At 39.8% G+C, this 20,214-nt stretch carries 18 protein-coding genes, 2 pseudogenes and 1 riboswitch; of the genes and pseudogenes, 11 read left to right on the top strand and 9 right to left on the bottom strand.

Translation table 11 applies throughout. The features are described from left to right. The first annotated feature begins 189 nt into the window (after positions 1-189). The 8 genes from ACZSMY_RS10020 to guaA all read left to right on the top strand — a co-directional run bounded on the left by ACZSMY_RS10020 (position 190) and on the right by guaA (position 11,642). Positions 190-1,722, top strand: a complete 1,533-nt coding sequence (locus ACZSMY_RS10020) for an AbgT family transporter (RefSeq protein WP_042532639.1) — start codon at positions 190-192, stop codon at positions 1,720-1,722. Positions 1,723-1,963: 241 nt separating this feature from the next. Then, the gene (locus ACZSMY_RS10015; RefSeq protein WP_193063096.1) at positions 1,964-2,542 is read left to right on the top strand and encodes a DapH/DapD/GlmU-related protein; all 579 of its coding nucleotides are present in this window, start codon (positions 1,964-1,966) and stop codon (positions 2,540-2,542) included. 342 nt (positions 2,543-2,884) lie between these two features. Next, positions 2,885-3,868: an aldo/keto reductase gene (locus ACZSMY_RS10010; protein ID WP_465147731.1), complete on the top strand. Its 984-nt coding sequence runs from the start codon at positions 2,885-2,887 to the stop codon at positions 3,866-3,868. 120 nt (positions 3,869-3,988) lie between these two features. Further along, entirely contained in the window at positions 3,989-4,837 is an 849-nt protein-coding gene (locus tag ACZSMY_RS10005; RefSeq protein ID WP_465147730.1) for an aldo/keto reductase, read from the top strand. A 482-nt stretch (positions 4,838-5,319) separates the two neighbouring features. Further along, positions 5,320-6,285, top strand: a complete 966-nt coding sequence (locus tag ACZSMY_RS10000; protein WP_465147729.1) for an AAA family ATPase — start codon at positions 5,320-5,322, stop codon at positions 6,283-6,285. Then, positions 6,282-7,550 (top strand): DUF58 domain-containing protein, encoded by a 1,269-nt coding sequence (locus tag ACZSMY_RS09995; RefSeq protein ID WP_465147728.1) that lies wholly within the window; start codon positions 6,282-6,284, stop codon positions 7,548-7,550. Before ACZSMY_RS10000 ends, ACZSMY_RS09995 begins: the two co-directional genes overlap by 4 nt. After that, positions 7,547-9,748 carry a transglutaminase TgpA family protein gene (locus ACZSMY_RS09990; RefSeq protein WP_465147727.1) on the top strand — a complete coding sequence of 734 codons (2,202 nt, stop codon included), beginning with the start codon at positions 7,547-7,549 and terminating at the stop codon, positions 9,746-9,748. The genes ACZSMY_RS09995 and ACZSMY_RS09990 overlap by 4 nt, the downstream gene beginning before the upstream one ends. Positions 9,749-9,830: 82 nt before the next feature. Then, positions 9,831-9,932: riboswitch (purine riboswitch) on the top strand. A gap of 174 nt (positions 9,933-10,106) precedes the next feature. Beyond that, on the top strand, positions 10,107-11,642 hold the full coding sequence (guaA, locus tag ACZSMY_RS09985) for a glutamine-hydrolyzing GMP synthase (RefSeq protein ID WP_042536056.1): 1,536 nt from the start codon (positions 10,107-10,109) through the stop codon (positions 11,640-11,642). A gap of 66 nt (positions 11,643-11,708) precedes the next feature. Here the strand turns inward: guaA and ACZSMY_RS09980 are convergent, their stop codons facing one another. The 5 genes from ACZSMY_RS09980 to ACZSMY_RS09960 form a co-directional block, all read right to left on the bottom strand. Continuing rightward, positions 11,709-12,887 (bottom strand): site-specific integrase, encoded by a 1,179-nt coding sequence (locus tag ACZSMY_RS09980; RefSeq protein ID WP_465147726.1) that lies wholly within the window; start codon positions 12,885-12,887, stop codon positions 11,709-11,711. Further along, positions 12,880-13,131, bottom strand: coding sequence for a DUF3173 domain-containing protein (locus ACZSMY_RS09975; protein ID WP_077605157.1), 252 nt, complete (start codon positions 13,129-13,131; stop codon positions 12,880-12,882). The genes ACZSMY_RS09980 and ACZSMY_RS09975 overlap by 8 nt, the downstream gene beginning before the upstream one ends. Before the next feature lie 462 nt (positions 13,132-13,593). Then, the gene (locus ACZSMY_RS09970) at positions 13,594-13,824 is read right to left on the bottom strand and encodes a helix-turn-helix domain-containing protein (protein WP_465147725.1); all 231 of its coding nucleotides are present in this window, start codon (positions 13,822-13,824) and stop codon (positions 13,594-13,596) included. Next, entirely contained in the window at positions 13,821-14,243 is a 423-nt protein-coding gene (locus ACZSMY_RS09965) for an RNA polymerase sigma factor (protein ID WP_465147724.1), read from the bottom strand. The genes ACZSMY_RS09970 and ACZSMY_RS09965 overlap by 4 nt, the downstream gene beginning before the upstream one ends. 112 nt (positions 14,244-14,355) lie before the next feature. After that, positions 14,356-14,544: a hypothetical protein gene (locus tag ACZSMY_RS09960; protein ID WP_465147723.1), complete on the bottom strand. Its 189-nt coding sequence runs from the start codon at positions 14,542-14,544 to the stop codon at positions 14,356-14,358. Between the two features lie 237 nt (positions 14,545-14,781). Between ACZSMY_RS09960 and ACZSMY_RS09955 the strand changes: the two are divergent. Then, positions 14,782-14,862 (top strand): annotated as a pseudogene (locus tag ACZSMY_RS09955) (XRE family transcriptional regulator); the annotation flags it as partial. 33 nt (positions 14,863-14,895) lie between these two features. Here the strand turns inward: ACZSMY_RS09955 and ACZSMY_RS09950 are convergent. The 4 genes from ACZSMY_RS09950 to ACZSMY_RS09935 form a co-directional block, all read right to left on the bottom strand. Beyond that, positions 14,896-15,312: a DUF418 domain-containing protein gene (locus ACZSMY_RS09950; protein ID WP_465147722.1), complete on the bottom strand. Its 417-nt coding sequence runs from the start codon at positions 15,310-15,312 to the stop codon at positions 14,896-14,898. Between the two features lie 271 nt (positions 15,313-15,583). After that, on the bottom strand, positions 15,584-16,621 hold the full coding sequence (locus ACZSMY_RS09945; protein WP_465147721.1) for a DUF418 domain-containing protein: 1,038 nt from the start codon (positions 16,619-16,621) through the stop codon (positions 15,584-15,586). A gap of 386 nt (positions 16,622-17,007) precedes the next feature. Further along, positions 17,008-18,120 carry an acyltransferase family protein gene (locus ACZSMY_RS09940; RefSeq protein ID WP_465147720.1) on the bottom strand — a complete coding sequence of 371 codons (1,113 nt, stop codon included), beginning with the start codon at positions 18,118-18,120 and terminating at the stop codon, positions 17,008-17,010. Between the two features lie 65 nt (positions 18,121-18,185). After that, the gene (locus ACZSMY_RS09935; RefSeq protein WP_465147719.1) at positions 18,186-18,947 is read right to left on the bottom strand and encodes a MerR family transcriptional regulator; all 762 of its coding nucleotides are present in this window, start codon (positions 18,945-18,947) and stop codon (positions 18,186-18,188) included. 187 nt (positions 18,948-19,134) lie between these two features. Between ACZSMY_RS09935 and ACZSMY_RS09930 the strand changes: the two are divergent. Both ACZSMY_RS09930 and ACZSMY_RS09925 read left to right on the top strand, forming a co-directional pair. Beyond that, positions 19,135-19,263: pseudogene (locus ACZSMY_RS09930) on the top strand (XRE family transcriptional regulator); the annotation flags it as partial. Between the two features lie 406 nt (positions 19,264-19,669). After that, complete coding sequence (locus ACZSMY_RS09925) at positions 19,670-19,819, top strand: hypothetical protein (RefSeq protein WP_465147718.1); 150 nt, start codon at positions 19,670-19,672, stop codon at positions 19,817-19,819. Positions 19,820-20,214: the final 395 nt, after the last annotated feature.

The following is a 20,214-nucleotide window of genomic DNA, read 5'->3' as shown; positions in this document are numbered from 1 at the left end:
TTAAGACCGTTCTACAGAAGGCCTCCTTGATAATAAATACAGTATTCATAAAATTATACCTAATGTTACTTTTATTACTTTTGCGGAAAGGGTTTTCATTATCGATTAATCTATGTATAATGAGAACCGTTCTCTAGGCCTTTTATTAGTCAGAATATTATCGATTTACAAAAAGAGAGGAGCGACAATATGTCTAAAGAGAAAAAGAATCCATTTCAACGATTTTTAGATTTTGTGGAAGTGGTCGGAAATAAATTGCCGCACCCGGCTACATTATTTGCCATTTTGGCCTTACTGGTTTTAGTCCTTTCTGCGGCATTACAGCCATTTAATATAAGTGTTGAAAACCCTGGCGATCCAGGAGAAGCGGTGGAAATTAAGAATCTTCTGAATGCAGAGGGGATTGAATATATTTTTGGCAGTATGACCGATAACTTTATCGGATTTGCGCCGCTTGGTGTAGTACTTGTTACGATGCTTGGAATCGGGGTAGCAGAGCGGACAGGCCTTATTAGTGCGTTGCTGCGAGGGTTTGTATTGGCAATCCCGAACCGCTTTATTACATTAGGTATCGTTTTTGCGGGGGTAATGTCCAGTGTGGCTTCTGATGCAGGCTATGTTGTTTTACCTCCATTGGGTGCATTAATTTTTGCGGCGCTTGGACGCCATCCATTAGCAGGTCTTGCGGCAGCATTTGCCGGCGTATCTGGCGGTTTCAGTGCGAACTTATTCTTATCCGGAACAGATGTGATGCTTGGAGAAATGACCATTGCCGGAGCTGCTATTATTGACCCTGCCTATGCAGAGCAAATGAATATTGCCATGAACTACGGTTTTATTGCCGCATCAGTGGTAATACTCACCCTTATCGGCAGCTGGGTAACAGAAAAAATTGTGGAGCCTCGGCTGGGTACGTATAAAGGAGAAGCAACGGAAGACATAAAAGGAATTACAGCAATAGAGAAAAAAGGACTTATTTGGACAGCAGTTTCGTTTGTTGTTTCTTTTGTACTCGCGGCATTGCTGGTTATCCCTTCTAATGCGCCGCTGCGTGGAGAAGACCCTGGATTAGACGGGATTATCATGTCACCATTTATGGATTCCCTTGTACCGATTATCGCTATTTTATTCTTAATCCCAGGACTTGTTTACGGTTTGATAACCAAAGAAATTAAAAGTGATAAAGATGTTGCAGCACAAATGAGCGATACGATGGCATCAATGGGGATGTTTATCGTCCTTGCCTTTACAGCAGGTCAATTTGTCGCTTACTTTAATGAAACCAATATGGGACTGGTAATTGGTGTTTATGGAGCAGAATTCTTAGACAGTGTAAACTTCAGCGGAATTGGCTTAATTCTGTTGTTTATTCTGATTGCTGCATTTATCAATATCTTTATTGGAAGTGCATCTGCAAAATGGGCCATGATGGCTCCCGTATTTGTTCCGATTATGATGCAGCTTGGCTATGCACCGGAATTTACACAGATGGCATACCGTATTGCTGATTCAGCAACAAATATTATCTCGCCATTGATGACATACTTTGCAGTAATTATTGCCTTTGCCCAGAAATATGATAAGAAAATGGGAATTGGAACCCTCGTATCAACCATGCTTCCATACTCTATCTTCTTCTTGATAGGCTGGACAATCATGCTGGTTGTTTGGATGTGGCTTGGTATTCCGCTTGGACCAAACGGACCGATTCATTACGGATAAATTGAAAACCATGAAGAGTGTGACAGCTTTTCATGGTTTTTTAATTTGTTTATTATTTTAATAACTGTTCCATTTTACTTATCCACCCTGGAAATGGTAGAACGAAGTCACTATAAAATCATGGAAAAGCATTAGCCGCTATGTTTAAATGGAAGTAAGATTGGATGAGCATGAAGGTTATGACAGTGCCTTCTTAAAATAGTGAATGAAATAGAAATACAGCTGGAAGGGAACGATCCACATGGAATTAGAGGAATTGTTATCACAAATGGCAGAAGAAGGTGTGATTCATGGCGGTTCAGAAGTCAATAAGGCAATGGTGGCCGTATCAGATGAAACGAGGCGATTATGTGCCATATTAAATAATGGCGTGTATACCAATGAAGAAATCAGACAGCAGATGTCCCAGATTACCGGCCAAGAATTAGATGAAAGTTTTTCCTTGTTTCTACCGTTTACCTCCGATTTTGGAAAGAACATAAGCATCGGGAAAAATGTATTCATAAATTCGGGATGCCGTTTTCAAGATCAGGGACAAATCATTATCGGTGATGGAAGCTTAATCGGGCATAATGTTGTGTTCGCAACTATCAATCATGACTATGATCCGTTAAACCGGGGAACGATGTACCTTAAACCCATTGAATTGAAGGAGAAAACCTGGATTGGTTCGAATGCAACCATTCTGCCTGGGGTAACAATTGGTGAAAATTCGGTTGTTGCAGCTGGATCCGTCGTTACGAAAGATGTTCCGCCGAACACCATCGTTGGCGGGAATCCTGCTAAATTTATCTCGAATTTAGAGGATAAAATAAAGTAATCCACGTTATTTTTAACTGGCAGAAGAATGGATAGTAATAAGTATGCCACAGGCAGGTCAGAGTGATTTGCATGCAGTAAAAGAACATGGTTTAAACCATACCGATTTACGGGAAAATACGTTTCGATAATAAACAAATAGGATTTATCACATTTGCGATAAATCCTATTTGTCGTAAGTAATATTAGGTATGCTTTTGGAGTATGAATTGCATGCAATCTAGGCATTTGTTGTCAAAGATACCGCGTTTTATAATGATAGATAATGAGGGGAATATAAAGTAGATTTGTTGGCAACCGTTAGAAAAAAGCGAATATTCGTAATCAAAGAAGGGTGTTTTAGATGGAATATGTAAAGTTTGGCAATACTGGTCTGGATGTTTCTCGTATCTGCTTGGGAGCGATGGGATTTGGAGATCCCGAAAAATGGATTCATAAATGGGTTTTAAATGAAGAAAAAAGCCGGCCTGTGATAAAAAAAGCGATCGATGCAGGAATTAATTTCTTTGATACGGCGAATGTTTATTCCATGGGAGAAAGTGAACGGATTCTTGGGAAAGCGTTAAACGATTATGCCAATCGTGACGATATCGTTCTGGCTACTAAAGTGCACCAGACGATGCGCCCAAATCGTCCAAATGGAGGCGGTTTATCCCGTAAATCCATTTTGAGTGAAATAGATCATAGTTTAGAACGTCTTGGTACAGATTATGTTGATTTATATATTATTCATCGCTGGGATTACGATACGCCGATTGAAGAAACGATGGAGGCACTGCACGATGTAGTGAAGTCTGGAAAAGCACGTTATATCGGAGCCAGCGCCATGTATGCGTGGCAGTTCCAAAAAGCTCAACGGGTAGCGGAACGCAACGGCTGGACGAAATTCGTCTCTATGCAAAATCACTATAATTTAATCTATCGGGAAGAAGAGCGTGAAATGGTACCTTTCTGCGAGGATGAAAAAATAGCACTCACACCATATAGTCCGCTTGCTTCAGGAAGATTGACACGTGACTTGTCTAAAACGACGTATCGCTCGGAAACAGATACCGTTCAACAGTACAAATATGATGCTATGATGGAATCGGATAATGGTATCGTAGAACGTGTGGGTGAAATAGCAAACAACCATCAGACAACAAGAGATAAAGTTGCCCTGGCTTGGCTTCTTCACCAGAATCAGGTTGCAGCTCCAATCATCGGTGCCCAAAAAGAAAATCATATTGAAAGCGCAGTAGCTGCATTAGATATTCAGTTGACGTCTGAGGAGATAGATTATCTGGAAGAATTATATATACCTCATCCAGTCGTTGGGGCGCTTTAATGTTTTAAAAGAAAGGTGTAAAACTCGTTATTTTCTCGATACCGCCTCTTTTGCGTTTCATTTTGCTCTAAGAGTGGAACAGACATAGAAAGCAGTTCCTAAAAAGAGGAGTGAAGCGCAATGAAAAAGGTGGAAATTGCCGGCAGAGAAGTGCTGCCGATTGGCTTAGGCACCATGAACATGGGAGACAAGGCGGGTACATTTAATCAAGAAGTACAGGCCATCCGTACCGGGATTGATCAGGGTGTACAATTGATTGATACGGCTGAAATGTACGGCAGCGGGAATGCGGAGAAATTAGTTGGAAGCGCTATAAAGCCTTATGCCCGGGAAGATTTATTTCTTATTTCAAAAGTTCTCCCGTCGAATGCATCAAAAAAAGATTTGCCAGTCAGCTTGGATAATAGTTTAAAAAGGTTAGAAACCAATTATATCGACTTATATTTACTGCATTGGAAAGAAGAGGTTCCTCTTAAAGAAACGGTAGAAGCTTTAGAGGAGGCAAGAAATCAAGGCAAAATCAAAGCATGGGGCGTTTCTAATTTAGACGTAAACGATTTGGAGCATGTGATTCATTTACCGGGCGGGGATAACTGCAAAGCGAATCAAGTACGCTATAATGTCGCAAACAGAGGTATCGAATTTGATTTAGTGCCGATGATGGCTCAGCATAACATGCCCGTGATAGCTTATTCTCCAATTGACCGCGGCGACAGCTTCGGAGCGAATTTAACGAAACAACAGGTGTTAAAGGATCTAGCAGAAAAAAACGAGGCAGACGTATTCCAAATTCTATTAGCCTGGTCGATACGGAATGGAAGAACGATTGCTATCCCGCAATCCAGTAATCCGGATCATGTTGTGAATAACATAAAAGCAGCGGAAATGGAACTAACAGAGCAGGATTTGAAGCAAATCGATACAGTGTATCCTGAACCAGCCTCGAAGCAGCGCCTTGCTTTATGGTAGGAAGGTTTCGGGAAATCTGATTTTATTAAAAGGAAGGGCAGCTGAGGAAGAAACCCCGGCTGCTCTTTTTGCATGTTGAAAATAACAGTGTAATTCGTTGACATAAAGTTCACTTTATAATGTAAGGTGAACTTATTAAGTGAAATTACATTTAGTGGTCTTTTCCTCCTCAACTGAAAGATTCTTATAAAAATGAGTTTAAACTATCTAAGTTGAAATAGTTAATCTATCTTTTTTGAGGAGGCTGAGGACAAGCCCGTGGAAAGCGTAGTGTATTTCCGGAGCGACTGCTAGAAAGTAAAATCTTTGTTCCAACTAATATATATCAGAAAAATGCATTAACAACCAACCAATGAATATTCATTCTATCATTTGTCCACAATAAGAGATAACTAAAACTTTGGAATGCATTTCGTTTCAATATGCTTCCTAATATAGTAACATGAAAGGCAGAAAGGTTCAGGAAGATAAGGAGGGTGATGATGGAACAGGAAAAGTTAGCAGAAAATATACAGATTCAAGATGTGTTAAATAATATTAATGACGTTATTTTTGGTAAAGAAGAAATTGTAAAATTGAGTTTAGTAGCCTTATTAATAGAAGGTCATGTCTTACTGGAGGATGTGCCCGGAGTAGGGAAAACAATGCTCGTCCGCACATTAGCAAAATCAGTAAATTGTAATTTTAGCCGGATTCAATTCACACCAGACCTGCTGCCGTCGGATGTGACAGGGGTGTCTATTTACAATCCCAAAGAACTAGAATTTGAGTTTCGGGAAGGACCGATTTTTGGAAATATTCTTCTAGCAGATGAAATTAACCGGACGTCTCCCAAGACACAATCCGCCTTGCTGGAAGCGATGGAAGAAAAGAGCGTCACTGTAGACGGAGAGACACGACGGTTGAATAGTCCTTTCTTTGTGATGGCGACTCAAAACCCGATTGAATATGAAGGAACCTATCCGTTGCCAGAAGCGCAGCTCGATCGCTTTCTATTAAAATTGCGCATGGGCTATCCAACCTATGAGGACGAGTTAGAAATGCTTGCGAGAAATAAAAGCCATCATCCGATTGAAGAAATCCAGGCAGTGATGTCGCAGGAGGAATTATTGCTGGCGCAGGAAGAAGCCAAAAGTGTCTATATAGACGAAACGATCCAGCAATATATCTTAAATATCGTTACGCGCACGAGATCACACCCTTCGATTTATTTAGGCGTGAGTCCGAGAGGGTCACTTGCTTTAATGGAAGCCTCCAAAGCGTATGCGTATATCGAAGGAAGAGATTATGTTATCCCGGATGATGTGAAGTATCTGGCAGGATTTGTGTTAGCTCATCGGGTGATGCTGAAAGCAGAAGCGCGATATCAAGGCAAATCAAGTGAGGAAATTCTTGATTCTATTATACAGTCTGCTCATATCCCGATTAAGAAAGGCTTTGGAGAATGAAGGAGAATCTCCGGATTATCCTTCGCAGTCTTGGCGTTTTGACACTCATTGTTATTCTCTTCTGCTATGCCATGTTCCAGGGAGGATTTGTCAGCTGGTTTTTATTTTATGGCTACTTGCCAATCGGCATCTACCAGCTCCTCTTTGCCAGCTATCCACTGCGTGCGTGGCAGATTTACCGGGAAATCAAGAATCCGGTATGTCAGGCGGGAGATGAAATCGTTGTGAAGGTGCATTTAAAACGGAAGCTGCCTTTTCCTTTATTATATTGTACGTTTGAAGAAAAATTTCCCCAGTCTTTAATGAAGGAAGATACAAAGAAGGCGAAATACCTTTCTTCTCAGGCTTCAGGACAAATGACAGTTTCTCGCAGACTGATACGTATGTTATTTCCTCTATTCCGCAGAAATTTTACATTCAGTTATTCGATACAATCCCTGCCGCGCGGAGAGCATGTACTGGATAAAGTAACGATCCAAACAGGTGATATATTTGGTTTTATTAAGAAAAGCCGCGATTTTCAGGTGGAAAATACATTCGCTGTCTATCCTTATGAGCATGAGCTTCGTTTAGTGAGTGATATGGCAAGCTACGAGCAGGGCGGAGTGCTATCCAACCAATTACAGCATATGAATACGACCGTTGCTTCCGGAGCCAGGGAATATGCTCCAGGGGACCGATTTGCATGGATTGACTGGAAACAGACAGCAAGAAAACAAACGATGATGACCAAGGAATTTGACCGGGAGAAAAGCATGGATATCTTGCTGGTTCATGATAATTTTATGAACGGGAATAAAAATGAACTTATCTATGAAGCATCAATTGAAATGAGCTTATCTTTTATAGAAAAAATAGCAAAGAAAGATTATCAGACAAGCTTTCTTTCTATTGGCGAGAGGCCGCATGTATTTGAGCTGGGACAAAGTGAGCAACAAATGGAGCGGATGAAGCATTATCTTCTGACAGCGAGAGGGGAACAGGAAGGTTCTTTTTCCATCCGTTTTCGTGAAGAAATGGCTCATTTCCATCAAGCGGATATTATCTTTTTGATTGTAACATCCATAGATCCCCAATTTGTGCAGGCTATCCAGGAAGCCAGACAGCGTATGAAGCATTTATCGATTATTTATATCCATCCAGAGAAAGTCCTGCCGGACACGGAGAAGCATCTGCTTGAGCCTTTGCGATTTTCCGGGATAGCGGTACAGCAATTAAGTATGGAACAGCTTGCAGCGGATCCGGTTGAGGTGATTTTTAAATGATAAAGACCCAAAAACAAGTAAAAACGCTGCATACACTACTATTATATATTGCAGGATTTTGCCTTTTCTTAGAATGGCTCTATCCGCTTGGGGATATTTCGGAAACCAATATTGGTGTTTTTGTATTATTCGCGCTGTACTGCTTTTTTATTTCTTATTTTCAGCTGCATTGGCTGATTAGTATCCCTGTAAAAGGACTGGGATTGCTTTTTATCGTCCATATGCTTTACTTTGAGACAAGCTTTTTAGACCTGAACTGGGCAGGAGAAGTCCTCCAGGAAGTCAGGTATAATATGGAGTTGATGTTTTCAGGCGACTGGTATATGCTTACCAACTTTTTCAGAAGTCTATTATTCCTGGTGCTCATTTGGCTGATGAGCTATCTGCTTTATTACTGGTTTGTCAGAATGAAAAATATTATCTTATTTATTCTGTTGACCTTTGTCTATATCGGCATTTTGGATACATTTACGGTATATGAAGGCGCTGCGGCAATCGTCCGTATTTTCATTATTTCCTTTATTGCACTCGGAATGTCCAGCTTGAGTAAGGAGATTGAAAATAAACGAATTCCTATTTCTGTCGGCGAACGATTAAAATATTGGCTGCTGCCGCTTGTGTTTGTCGTAGTAATCGTAAGTATTATTGGATATCAAGCACCGAAAGCAGAACCGCAATGGCCGGACCCGCTGCCATTTTTGCAGGGGGCTGCCGATAACATAGGAGATAGCGGCGTCGGAACTGGACGGGTTGGATATGGAGAAGATGATTCCCAGCTTGGCGGCTCCTTTGTCCAGGATGATACAGTTCTTTTTGAAGCGACCGTAGAAGAGGATCATTATTGGCGGATTGAAACAAAGGATGTCTATACAGGCAAGGGATGGGAGACTTCGCAAGATCGAAACCTTCTGCATCAGACAGGCGGGCAGATTACCCTATCTACCTTCGAGGACAGTGTCGAGACAGAAACGTTAGAGACACAGATTGCTTTTACGGGAAGTAACCGGCTGCCAAAGGTCGTCTATCCTTATGGTGTCTCCTCTATTAGAACAGAGGAACCGGTTGATTTTCACCTCGATGAAAGTATGGAGGGGATCGAAACGACACGGGATGGAGAGGACAGTACGCTGGAAGCTTATGAAATAAACTATGAGAGTCCATCCTTTGATATCGAAGCACTGCAGAATAACTCTGAACAGGATCCTGAAGAAATCCGGGACCGTTACACACAGCTGCCGGATGATCTTCCGGAAAGAGTGGGAGATTTAGCCGCAGAAATAACAGAAAATCATGAAACAAGATACGATAAAGCACGCGCAATCGAGCGTTATTTCAGTGCAAATGGCTTTGAATACCAGACAACAGATATTCCAAGGCCAAGAGAAGAAGAGGACTATGTCGACCAATTTTTATTTGAGACGCAGATTGGCTATTGTGATAACTTCTCTACCGCCATGGTTGTGATGCTCCGGTCAGAAGGGATTCCTGCTAGATGGGCGAAAGGGTTCACTAGTGGAGAACGAATCGATTCCAATGCAGAAGAACAAACGCATGTGAATGAAGTTGCCAACAGCAATGCTCACTCCTGGGTAGAGGTCTATTTTCCGGAGGTAGGCTGGGTGCCATTTGAACCGACACAAGGCTTCACCAATATGGCTGACTTCGAAGTAGATGTGGATGAAAATGATTCTCCTTTGCCAGAGGAAGAAGAACCGCTTGAAGCACCAGAATTAGACCAGGAAGAAGGCGCAGAAGAGGAAGAAGATACAGAGGAAGCGGAAGGGCAGGAAGAAGAGACAGCTGCTTCCGATGAAGAGACAGGGATTTCTGCACTAACGGGTTATATCCTTATTGGAATAGTGATTGTTCTGTTGCTGATTCTACTTGCCCTTTATATAAAGCGAAGAGAGATACGGATTTATTTCCTGCAAAGAAAGCTGGAAAACCATTTTGACGAGACGGCATTCCAGGAAGCCTATCTCTACCTGTTAAAGCTTACAGGTAAAAAAGGCTTCAAACGAGGAAGTGACGAAACCTTAAGGGAGTTTGCCCGAAGAGTGGATGAACATCTTTCTGCCGTGGAAATGAGCAAGCTGACAAGAATCTACGAGCGGATGATTTACAGTAAACGGCTCACAGGTGAAAAAGAGGAAATAATTCAATTATGGAAAAATTTAATCAATCAAATAATGGCTTGACCCGGGGCGTATCAATTAGTAGAATGAAAAAGGAAATACTGTGGGAGACGTTGTAAGAATATTTCTTCCCATAATGAAAAATTATCGTTTGACATATGCCTTTCGTATATCCTCGAAAATAAGGTTCGAAAGTTTCTACCGGGTCACCGTAAATGACTCGACTATGAAGGCAGAAGAAGGTTTGCTTATGCTGCCCGGATTCTGCCTTTCTATGATTTTTTGTGTGCGTGAGCTGCAGGAAGTAGAAAGGTGGAACCCGGGCTTTTTTATAGGTGAGACAAAGGATTTCGAATACAGGGTAAAGGAACGTATAGTTTACAAGCTATTTTCTATAAAAGATACAGATTGGAGTCTAGTTATGGAGAACAATGAATTAGTACTGGTTTTAGATTTTGGCAGTCAATATAACCAATTAATCACACGCCGTATTCGTGAATTTGGCGTATATAGTGAGCTTCATTCACATAAACTGACCGCTGCAGAAATTAAAGAAATGAATCCAAAAGGAATCATACTTTCCGGCGGACCGCACAGTGTTTATGGCGAAGACAGCTTCCGTTGTGATGAGGAAATCTTTGAATTAGGAATTCCTGTCCTCGGTATTTGCTATGGCATGCAATTAATGTCCCTGCATTTTGGCGGAAAAGTAGAAGCATCCAAAAACCGCGAATACGGAAAAGCATTAATCGAATTAAATGAAAGCCCGGCTCTATTTAAAGATACACCGACAAAACAGACGGTATGGATGAGTCATGGTGATAAAGTTACAGCTGCACCACCTTCTTTCATCGTTGATGCAACAAGTCCATCTACACCAGTTGCTGCTATCAGCGATATTGATAAGCAAATGTATGGGGTGCAATTCCATCCGGAAGTACGTCATTCCGAGTATGGAAATGATTTATTAAACAGCTTTGTCTTCGATGTTTGTAAATGTACAGGAGACTGGACGATTGCAAACTTTATCGAAATGGAAACAGAAAAGATCAAAGAAACTGTCGGCGACCGCAACGTACTTTGCGCATTAAGCGGCGGCGTAGACTCCTCTGTTGTTGCTGCTTTAATTCATAAAGCTATCGGCGACCAGCTGACTTGTATCTTTGTTGATCACGGTCTCCTTCGTAAAAATGAAGCAGACGACGTGATGGAAGTATTTGCAGAAGACTTCCAGATGAATATTATCAAAGTAGATGCAAAGGACCGCTTCTTATCTAAATTAGCAGGCGTTTCCGATCCAGAGCAAAAACGTAAAATCATCGGAAATGAATTCATCTATGTATTTGACGATGAAGCAGCAAAATTAAAGGATATTGATTTCTTAGCGCAAGGAACGCTCTACACTGACGTGATTGAAAGTGGAACAGAAACAGCTCAAACCATCAAATCACATCATAACGTAGGCGGTCTGCCGGAAGATATGCAATTTGAATTAATTGAGCCATTAAATACATTATTCAAGGATGAAGTGCGTGAATTAGGTTCGCAATTAGGAATTCCTGACCGTATCGTTTGGCGTCAGCCATTCCCAGGGCCGGGACTTGCTATCCGTATCCTGGGTGAAGTAACGGAAGAACACTTAGAAATCGTTCGTGAATCCGATGCAATCCTTCGTGAAGAAATTGCAAAAGCAGGTCTTGACCGCGATATCTGGCAATACTTCACTGTCCTGCCAAACATCAAGAGTGTTGGTGTCATGGGAGATGCTCGTACGTATGCACATACAATTGGGATTCGTGCGGTAACTTCTATTGATGGTATGACTTCGGATTGGGCAAGAATTCCTTGGGATGTGCTTGAGAAGATTTCGACGCGTTTGGTGAATGATGTGGATAATATTAATCGAGTGGTGTATGATGTTACTTCTAAGCCGCCGGCTACGATTGAGTGGGAATAGTAACAGGTGCCCTAAAAGCCTTGGTAAAACAGGGTTTTTAGGGCTTTTATATTTTTCATGGCACAGTTATGGCACACTTTGATAAGTGGTGTTCATATATTGGTTGCTGCTGTAGTGTTCAATTTGTGTATCATCGCTTGTTTTAAGCTGAATAAAACTGCTTAATCTATCGGCAACTTGAAAATTACTGTTTGGATAGAGGTGCCCATAAGTGCCTAAAGTTGTTTGTACATCTTCATGTCCAAGTCTATCTTTAATCACTAAAGGATTTTCCCCCATACTAATTAACAAGGAAGCATGAGAATGCCTAAGTCCATGAATTTTAATCCGATGGATATTTGCAGCTTTGGCAAAGCGTGTAATTGCATAGGAAACAGTGTATTTTTGAGTTGGAATGCCATTATACGATAAAATAAAATTGGTCTTACATTGTTTCTGCTGAATTTCTTTCCAATTCTGTAATAGTTGCAGTGTATCAGAGTCTAAAGCAATAAGACGAATGCTTGCTTTGGTTTTAGGTTCTGTAAAACGGTAATTAGAAGCATTCTTATAATATAGCGTTTTAGAAATGTTTAGCGTTCCTTCCTCAAAATCTACATCATCCCATTGTAAAGCAGAAGCCTCACCAATACGCATACCTGTCATGAATAAAAGCCAAATAATAATAAATTGAAAATGTTGAAAATAATCACCTAGATATATTTTGGATATAACAGCTTCAAATTCTTCTTTTGTCCAAAAATCAATTTTAGTTTTAACCTTTTTGACATTTCCAATTATTTTTGATGGATTTTCTTTCATCAAGCCTAAAATAATCGCTCTATCAAAAGCTAAGGATAATAAACCTTGTATGCCTCGAACGTATTGACTAGAATATTTTTCAGTAGCCTTTAACTGCCATTGTTGAAGAATTAATGGCGTGATGTCTGAAAGACTAACTTTGTAAAAATAGGTAAAATGTTTATCGATTGTATGCTGCCTATTTTCAAAAGTGCTTTCTTTCACTTGATTCTTATACCAAGGTACAAAAAATTCCTCGGTAAACTTTTCAAAGGTCATGCTACTGTTCGGGTTATAAGCACCTTCACTATTGTCTAAAATAAGTTTAGCATAAGCAGATTCCGCTTCAGCTTTGGTTTTAAACCCGCTCATTCTTTTTTGAATTCTTTTTCCTGTAACTGGATCAGTTCCTAAACTTACCCTAAATTCATACGTTCCATTAGCTTTTTTCTTTACTTTAATCATTTGAATTCCTTTCCTTGATTAAAGCAGCCTCACTGGAACCACATGATTTTAATAAATCTTCTTGATTAAGTGTTATTCCCAATATTTCCTCTACAGCTTCCACAGGTACTCGACCTAGTTTTTTCGTGTTATAAAAGCTGTATCCCTTCTGCACCATTAGACATTTAGCCTGACGGATAATGTCACGAGAGAAGGAAGGACCATAACCTAAAGCTATTAAGTCTTTGCGGGTTATAGTAATTATCATATTACTCCTTTCCCGGTCGAGCCAATACAATATATATTTATTATATCATCCTTAGAGAGAACTTGAAAAATCAGATGGCTGCTGGTAACAGCTCCACGGGAATTTCACCCCTGCAAGTATTTCTTCCAGCCCTACTCATAGCTTGCGACGCTTCAAACGCTCGAACAATGACGGTAGGGGAGTATCATTATCCTAACTGATGGGTCATCGCCAGTAATCCACCACGATTACATGAGATAAAGTATGTATCGCTCGTTCCATTTTTGGAAGTCTTGGCGTACTTGTCAAATAGCTTATCATCAGCAGAATGTATCTGATTTCCGTATTATGCAATTGTCAAAGAACATTGGCTTATCAGCCTATCAAAGCATACAGGGAGCAGTATGCTTTGATAGAATGACAAACTTCTAATCAGGAAGCGTGTAACGCTCCAACACGCTTCCACGGTTGGCGAAATGGTTAGTTGATTTCAAAGGACAAAACTTTGGTAATCAGTCGAGTTTGCATTCTGGCTCGCAGCACTTCATCCACGACCATTTGTTGATTCCCATAGTCATCTTTCATAGGTCGGAGGGAGCGTTTTGAGATATAACCTCGGTAGTGTTTTACAATGTGATAAATAGCTTCTGTATCGCCGTCTGTAGCCTGCACAATAAGAGAAAAGGGAACCGTAGGATAGGTTGTTTTCATTCTGCATGCTCCTTTATAAATTTTTTAATAAAGGCTAGTCCACTGGTTCGGTGACGATAGACTGTCGAACGACTTAATTTTAATAACTCTGCAATTTCCGTATCGCTCATTTCCATAAAGTAATACTGCAAAATGATGTTACGCTTTTTTACTGATAGATTCCGTAGTGCTTCACCTAATAAATTACTTTTCACACCAATGTTAGAACCGTACAATGTGAACATTTGCAAATCGGTGTCATAGTGATCGACGGTAGAAAACTGATTCACAAGATAATCTCCTATATCAGAAAAGGAAATTTCTTGTTTTGAAATTGTCAATAGATGTTTGAAATAATTTTTACGTTCATCTTCCATCGCACGCTTACAGATATAATCAAACTGATTTTCTATCGTTGTTTGAAAAGAAGATGGCTTCATTTTTTTCACCTCCTTTCGTGGTATGAAAGGAAGTGAGCGTAGCTCTTTTGTCTCCCTTTGTACTAAGTCCCAACTCGGAAGGGCTGTTTGTTGCAATTTTGGTAAAAAAATTTTAAAAAATGTTTTCAGCAAACAAAAAAAACACATAAGCAGATGGCTCAATCTGTCTATGTGTTTTGCTGGTTTGTTCCATATGTCTTAAAAAACCACATTGAAGAGTGTTTTTATCCAATGGTAGGTGAACAATCTTTTTTGATAAGATTTCAAAAAGAAAATAATGCTGAACAACAATATATTGCATGACGACTACCTCCTAGAAGCCGTCAACTCAGTAAAAGATAACGATTAGTTCACCATTATCTATAGATTCTGTACAAAAATAAAGACGGCGGTTATTAAACCGTCGTCTTGGAAATGGGGTATACTTTTACGAATGAAAAAGGGTGCTGCCAGATAACGGTTTTTTATTTTCGTCTGACAGTATTTTTTGTTGTATAAAACATGTAAGGAGCAATAAAATGTATAAAGGTAGTTTATGATGCGTAAAAAAGAAGATAAATATGATTTTAGAGCGTTTGGACTGGCAACAAAAGAAGCACGTACAAAACAAGGATTAACCTGAGAACAAGTAGGAAAAAGAGCGACCCATATATCACTGCCCACCGGCTGGTTTTTTAATCCTCTTTTTCGGGTGTTTTTGCAAAAACACTCTTATACGTAAATGAGCGCCAAATCCATTCCATAGGACCGAATTTAAAAATTTTAACCATAGGTTGCTGACGATGATTTGTATACCAAAAATGATGAAGGCCAGAACGACTCCGAGTGCAGGACCTAACTTCCCATACATACCAAAACCGTAACTATAAAAAATTAATGTGCAAACGACTGTTTGTAATAAATAGTTTGTCAGTGCCGTACGCCCTACAGCTTTTAAAGGACGCAGTATCCGCTGCCATATGCCTCTTTGCAAAAGCAACAGGATCGAAGTGATATAGAAAAAACATAAATCCGGTCCACTAATCAACACACCAATGATGTGTGCCATATTGTAGCCTGAGTTGCGCATCCACCTGCGTTCGCAGAACAACTTGAACAATCAAAAAAGCAACACCAATGATAAAACTCCATAGCCATACCTTTTTAATGCCAGTACGATGCACGTTGATTGGAAAACATTCCTAAATAACCACACATAATACTCTTTCTCCCCTCAAGATATTACTATTATTTCCGTTGATGAACTTATTCGAGAATAGAACTTTGATTCAATTTTCACACCCAATAAATGATACATTATTCCGTTAAAGCGCCCTTTTGCAGTAAAACAACTAATGGTGCTAATTTCGGTAGATAAGTCTACGCAACAAGGCATCTGCCGGACCACGCATTCCTTTATACTCCATCATCATGGCCAAAAGTAGACTAATGAGCCAGACAAACACAGCGATAATAACTGCCCCTGTACTATGCAATACCTGACCCAGTCCAAATGCAACTGGTGATAGAGTAATAACCAGCATAGTTTCGATTAATACATAAAAAGTGAGTGATCGTTGTCCTAACGCAGTCAATGAGCGAACCATTAGACCTGTACGACTGACAATAGAACCAATCAGCCCAAATATGGCTGCGTACCCAATACCACCGGCGAGCCCCGTAATCATTTGAAGAGCCATGAACAACCCTTTCATCGTTGGGGAAGAACTCCATAACTGCGTCCCATCAAGGGCAAGCGGAAGTCCCCCAATGATTGAGATTAAAGTGCCTATGACAGCTATTCGAACTAATTGCTTTCGGTTGCCAACAAGCAGCAAGTTATTACGTGCAGCCCATACCCCGATTAGTATCGGCAAGAGCATGGGGTACATGAAAAGTTGACTCAAAATCATGAAAGGGAAACTGATTAAATTAAAGAGTGTGGTTTCTATATATGATTCCGAATTTGATTGTCCCAGTGTTTCCAGGCTTCCCCCAGTAGCATCCATTGCATGTGCCATACCCACCCACACAATAGGAAGCAGAAAAAGAAAAAACAAGGAAACAAACAGAATAGCACGAATAAGTACGCGATTCTGGCGAAATAAAATCCATCCGATAAGGAGAGTGGAGAAACCGTAGAAAGCTAGAATATCAATCCCGCCGATAATAACGGCATGAACAAATCCAAATAATAAAAGGAAAAACCCGCGACGCCGCAATAATCGTTTAGATTCTATTTCTAACGTTCCGGCCTTAAGCTGACGATTAACCATCATGGCTAACCCATAACCTAACAATATAGCAAACAATGGAAGTCCTCGATTATCCACGAATAAGATACTGACAAAATTAACAGCTTCATCAATAACGCTACCGCCGTCTTGACGATCGAGCAATAATGGCGCATGAGCAAGAGCAATGATCAAAAGCATAAACCCGCGGGCTAAATCCGGCGCAAGCAGACGCTCTTTCGTTGAAACAGACCTTTGAGCTAATCCTCTCGAGTAAGAAGCACCATTGCCCGTTTGTTTTTTTAAATTCTTCATATCACAAACAGCCTCTCATTATTTTTTTCGCATAGTTCATATTTTATCCAATAATATTAATTATCTTTCTTTTGGTAATATTAGTGTAGCAACTTAGTGAAGCCCTTTTGCCAAATTCTTCGTGGACATTGTTTTCAACTTCATCATTACTAAAGGCTTCTTCAATTACTAGCCGATTTAATGAAACATTAATGCTGATAACCGTTGTTCACAGACGCTTCAAACGAAGTAATCTCTTAAATCCAAGATCGCAAAGGCGTACGTTCTTTTAAAAATGTAGCTATCGTCCATGAAAGGAAAACGCATAGGATAACCTGAAAAATATACTTTCCGATGACCGGTATATTAATATCACGCATTAAATAGACAACCACATATACAATAAGATAATGCACAATATATGTGTTATAACTATTCGCTGATAATCTCAGCATGCCATCTGACCGATTGTTAAAAAATTTTTTAAACAAAGCAATCAGCAGCATTACTCCAGCAAATGTCATGCCATTGGTGGCAAATGACAGGAGTGGATCATTTCCCGTACCCTCAATCGGGTTAATATCTTTGATCACCATTGTTCCCCCATAAAGAAGGAAGTTGGCTGCATAGGCAATGACCCAAGGAAAAATCCGAACCGTATGCTCATCCGTAAACCACATCTTCATGGAAGCATATATCCCCAACGCAAAATACGCTGCATAGACAGGGAGCATCACTGGAGAAAAGTAAAGAATATAAAAGCTGATAAACACTTGAGGCTCATAGAAAAACCCCATACCATAGTACAAGACAAATGTGAGGACCAGAAACAGTATGTATACCCGACTTGGTACGTGGTGGTCAGAACCTACCGTTTGAACATTCCAATATTGCAATCGAGAAATAATTGGTATGGAGGCAAGAGAGAACAGTAACAAAATACCAATAAACCACAAATGATGCAGATCAATGTTTTCCGGATGAAAGAAGTCTGTAAACCAAAATTCTATCAAACCAGCATTGCTTCCCCAAGACCGGTTCGCAATATACTGTGCCAGCGGAGCTAAAATGACAAGTCCAAAAAGATAGGGAATCCCCAACTTAATAAGTCTATCTTTTGCAAACTGCGAACCTCCCTTTTTCTTATACGAACCTATAACAAAATATCCCGCAATAAAAAACATGATCGAATTTAGCATAGGTCCACTTATCAAAAACGTCACAGTCATAAATAATGGATCATATCCATCCGGTACTGGATTTTGGACAAATGCAAACTCGTTAGTATATAGTAATGTCACATGATAAACAATGACCATCGTAATCGTAAAAATTCGAAGATGATCCAAAAAGTAAATTCTTTTCTTCATTATTCGTTCCTCCTTGCTTTAAAACGGCTCTGCAATACCTCTTAAAATCTCTCATTTCGTTCCATTCATTCCCGATGATCCGCTCGACCCTTTCCGATTTCCCCCCATTTTGCTTCATAATGATCCATGATACTTTCAATGTATTGAATCACATCATCATCCAGCATGAACAAATTGCCTTCCTTTGGCGGTTGCTTTTGAAGCAACCAATACTTTTCAATAAGTGCGGAATCACCATAAAAAGTATTTTCAAGAAAATATACGAGTTTATTAGCCAAACCCTGTGACTTGGGTGATTCAGGCTCTTCGCTCTTTTGCTCCTTGGCCGTCTTCAACAACGCAACCAACTCTTTGGACTCTCTTTCACCCAAATCCAAACCAGGGTTTTTCAAGATGTTCAGCTCGCGTTCATCAAAATACTGTTCCAAAAATAAATGATTGTTGTAGCGTTCTTCTTCCGTCTGTCTGACAAATTGAAAAATATTTCTCCAGCTGAGCTCCTGCTCAATCTGAGATAAATGATAAGACATTCGCATCGTCTTTTCTAAATCACGGAGCCTTTCTTTTTCCTTCGCGATGAGCGCCAACTGTTCTTCAAAAACGTTTTCCCAATTTTTTTGATCCAGAATGGTTTTAATTTCGTTTAATGGAAAGCCAAGTTCCTTCAGGGCAATAATCCGCTGTAATGTAATGATATTTTCGTTTGAGTAGAAACGGTAACCCGATTCTGCGGTATAAGAGGGTTTCAACAGATTGATCTCATCGTAATATCTGAGTGTCCGAACGGTTATGTTCATTTCTTTTGCTACTTCTCCAATACTGTACATCGTGAACCTCCACACTATTTGTCGTAATTACTATACATCCTTACGTCAACGTAAGAGTCAATACATTATTTAAAAAAGTATGTTAAATTTCAATGTTGATTACCAGCCAAAAATATAACCACCCTTAAATTGGAGTCGCCGCTGGCCTTATTGGTGTGGATGTCATCTTTGGGCAACACTCATTTAGGTGCTTTATGACCTTGTATCATTGCTTCAAGTGTCTGTTGACGAGTTTTCCTTACCCACTAATGATCTGGATAAAAGAACCAGACGTCTACAGGTAGAAAAACTCATGGATAGCTTCACTGATAAATAGTTTGCACTTATGGAAGCATTACAGACAAATCATAAAATCTATACATAACAGAAAGAGCCAATAAGATGAGAATATGAATCTCAAATTATCGGCTCTGCGTCATTAATTCGTGAGTTTGTATCCTTTGAGATACCTAATTGGCAAATATATGAAAAGGACTTGATTGCTTACAAAGCACTTAACGGGGTACCTGTGGAAAGTTCACGACAGAAATCCAGAGATTATGTTTGGGGGGATAATAAGAAAGAAGTCCTTGAACAATTTCATGAATCTCCAGCAAAAGTGTTAGCTGAATTGCATCAGTTACCAAAGCAACATACAGAAGGTGTCAAATTACCTGTAGAGGAAGGAAGTGAATTAAAACTCATAATGAATAAGCGGGTAGATCATGTAAAAGAGACGTTTGGTGTTGATCAATCATTATGTAACAGGTGGCAAGACATGGACATTAATAAAAGAACATGTGTTGGAACGCATGGCGACGTACCCAATCGAAATTGCCGAGTTTGTCATGGTACCCGGAACAGAAGAACATGAACAAATGGCAAAAAATTAGCTGCGTTTCTATAGTTCAAATAAAAAAATTATACAATAAGATTGTATAAATGCGTTGATTGTAATCAAAAAATATGGTAGATTTGTATAGATGCACTTTGAAAAAGGGGGGATTATGCATAGATATCCTATTTTAATTATATAACAGCTGATCTTGTTTAGTCAACACTTTTTAAAAAGTTTTTTTTGAGGGTTTAGTACGTTAGTACAAAGGAAAGGATATTGCAGAAATAGGAATAGTCAGCTAAATAGGTGAATGAGTTAGTTTAGTGCTGAATGAATAAAAAGGAGAGGAGAGAAATATTCATCACTTCTTTTACAGCTCCGAGCTGGACACCATTTTTTGAATCATCAAAGGATGGATCACCAAGATTGGCAGACTGATGACTTATGGAG

Source organism: Oceanobacillus sp. B139/18 (assembly GCF_055524595.1).
Note: the sequence above shows the minus strand (reverse complement) of the source record. Positions and strands in the feature narration are given on the sequence as shown.

What these genes read in the sequence shown, in the direction of transcription:
- ACZSMY_RS10020 (WP_042532639.1), top strand. Translation starts at nt 190, where the DNA reads ATGTCTAAAGAGAAAAAGAATCCATTTCAACGATTTTTAGATTTTGTG.
- ACZSMY_RS10015 (WP_193063096.1), top strand. Translation starts at nt 1,964, where the DNA reads ATGGAATTAGAGGAATTGTTATCACAAATGGCAGAAGAAGGTGTGATT.
- ACZSMY_RS10010 (WP_465147731.1), top strand. Translation starts at nt 2,885, where the DNA reads ATGGAATATGTAAAGTTTGGCAATACTGGTCTGGATGTTTCTCGTATC.
- ACZSMY_RS10005 (WP_465147730.1), top strand. Translation starts at nt 3,989, where the DNA reads ATGAAAAAGGTGGAAATTGCCGGCAGAGAAGTGCTGCCGATTGGCTTA.
- ACZSMY_RS10000 (WP_465147729.1), top strand. Translation starts at nt 5,320, where the DNA reads ATGGAACAGGAAAAGTTAGCAGAAAATATACAGATTCAAGATGTGTTA.
- ACZSMY_RS09995 (WP_465147728.1), top strand. Translation starts at nt 6,282, where the DNA reads ATGAAGGAGAATCTCCGGATTATCCTTCGCAGTCTTGGCGTTTTGACA.
- ACZSMY_RS09990 (WP_465147727.1), top strand. Translation starts at nt 7,547, where the DNA reads ATGATAAAGACCCAAAAACAAGTAAAAACGCTGCATACACTACTATTA.
- guaA (WP_042536056.1), top strand. Translation starts at nt 10,107, where the DNA reads ATGGAGAACAATGAATTAGTACTGGTTTTAGATTTTGGCAGTCAATAT.
- ACZSMY_RS09980 (WP_465147726.1), bottom strand. Translation starts at nt 12,887, where the DNA reads ATGATTAAAGTAAAGAAAAAAGCTAATGGAACGTATGAATTTAGGGTA.
- ACZSMY_RS09970 (WP_465147725.1), bottom strand. Translation starts at nt 13,824, where the DNA reads ATGAAAACAACCTATCCTACGGTTCCCTTTTCTCTTATTGTGCAGGCT.
- ACZSMY_RS09965 (WP_465147724.1), bottom strand. Translation starts at nt 14,243, where the DNA reads ATGAAGCCATCTTCTTTTCAAACAACGATAGAAAATCAGTTTGATTAT.
- ACZSMY_RS09960 (WP_465147723.1), bottom strand. Translation starts at nt 14,544, where the DNA reads ATGCAATATATTGTTGTTCAGCATTATTTTCTTTTTGAAATCTTATCA.
- ACZSMY_RS09950 (WP_465147722.1), bottom strand. Translation starts at nt 15,312, where the DNA reads ATGCGCAACTCAGGCTACAATATGGCACACATCATTGGTGTGTTGATT.
- ACZSMY_RS09940 (WP_465147720.1), bottom strand. Translation starts at nt 18,120, where the DNA reads ATGAAGAAAAGAATTTACTTTTTGGATCATCTTCGAATTTTTACGATT.
- ACZSMY_RS09935 (WP_465147719.1), bottom strand. Translation starts at nt 18,947, where the DNA reads ATGTACAGTATTGGAGAAGTAGCAAAAGAAATGAACATAACCGTTCGG.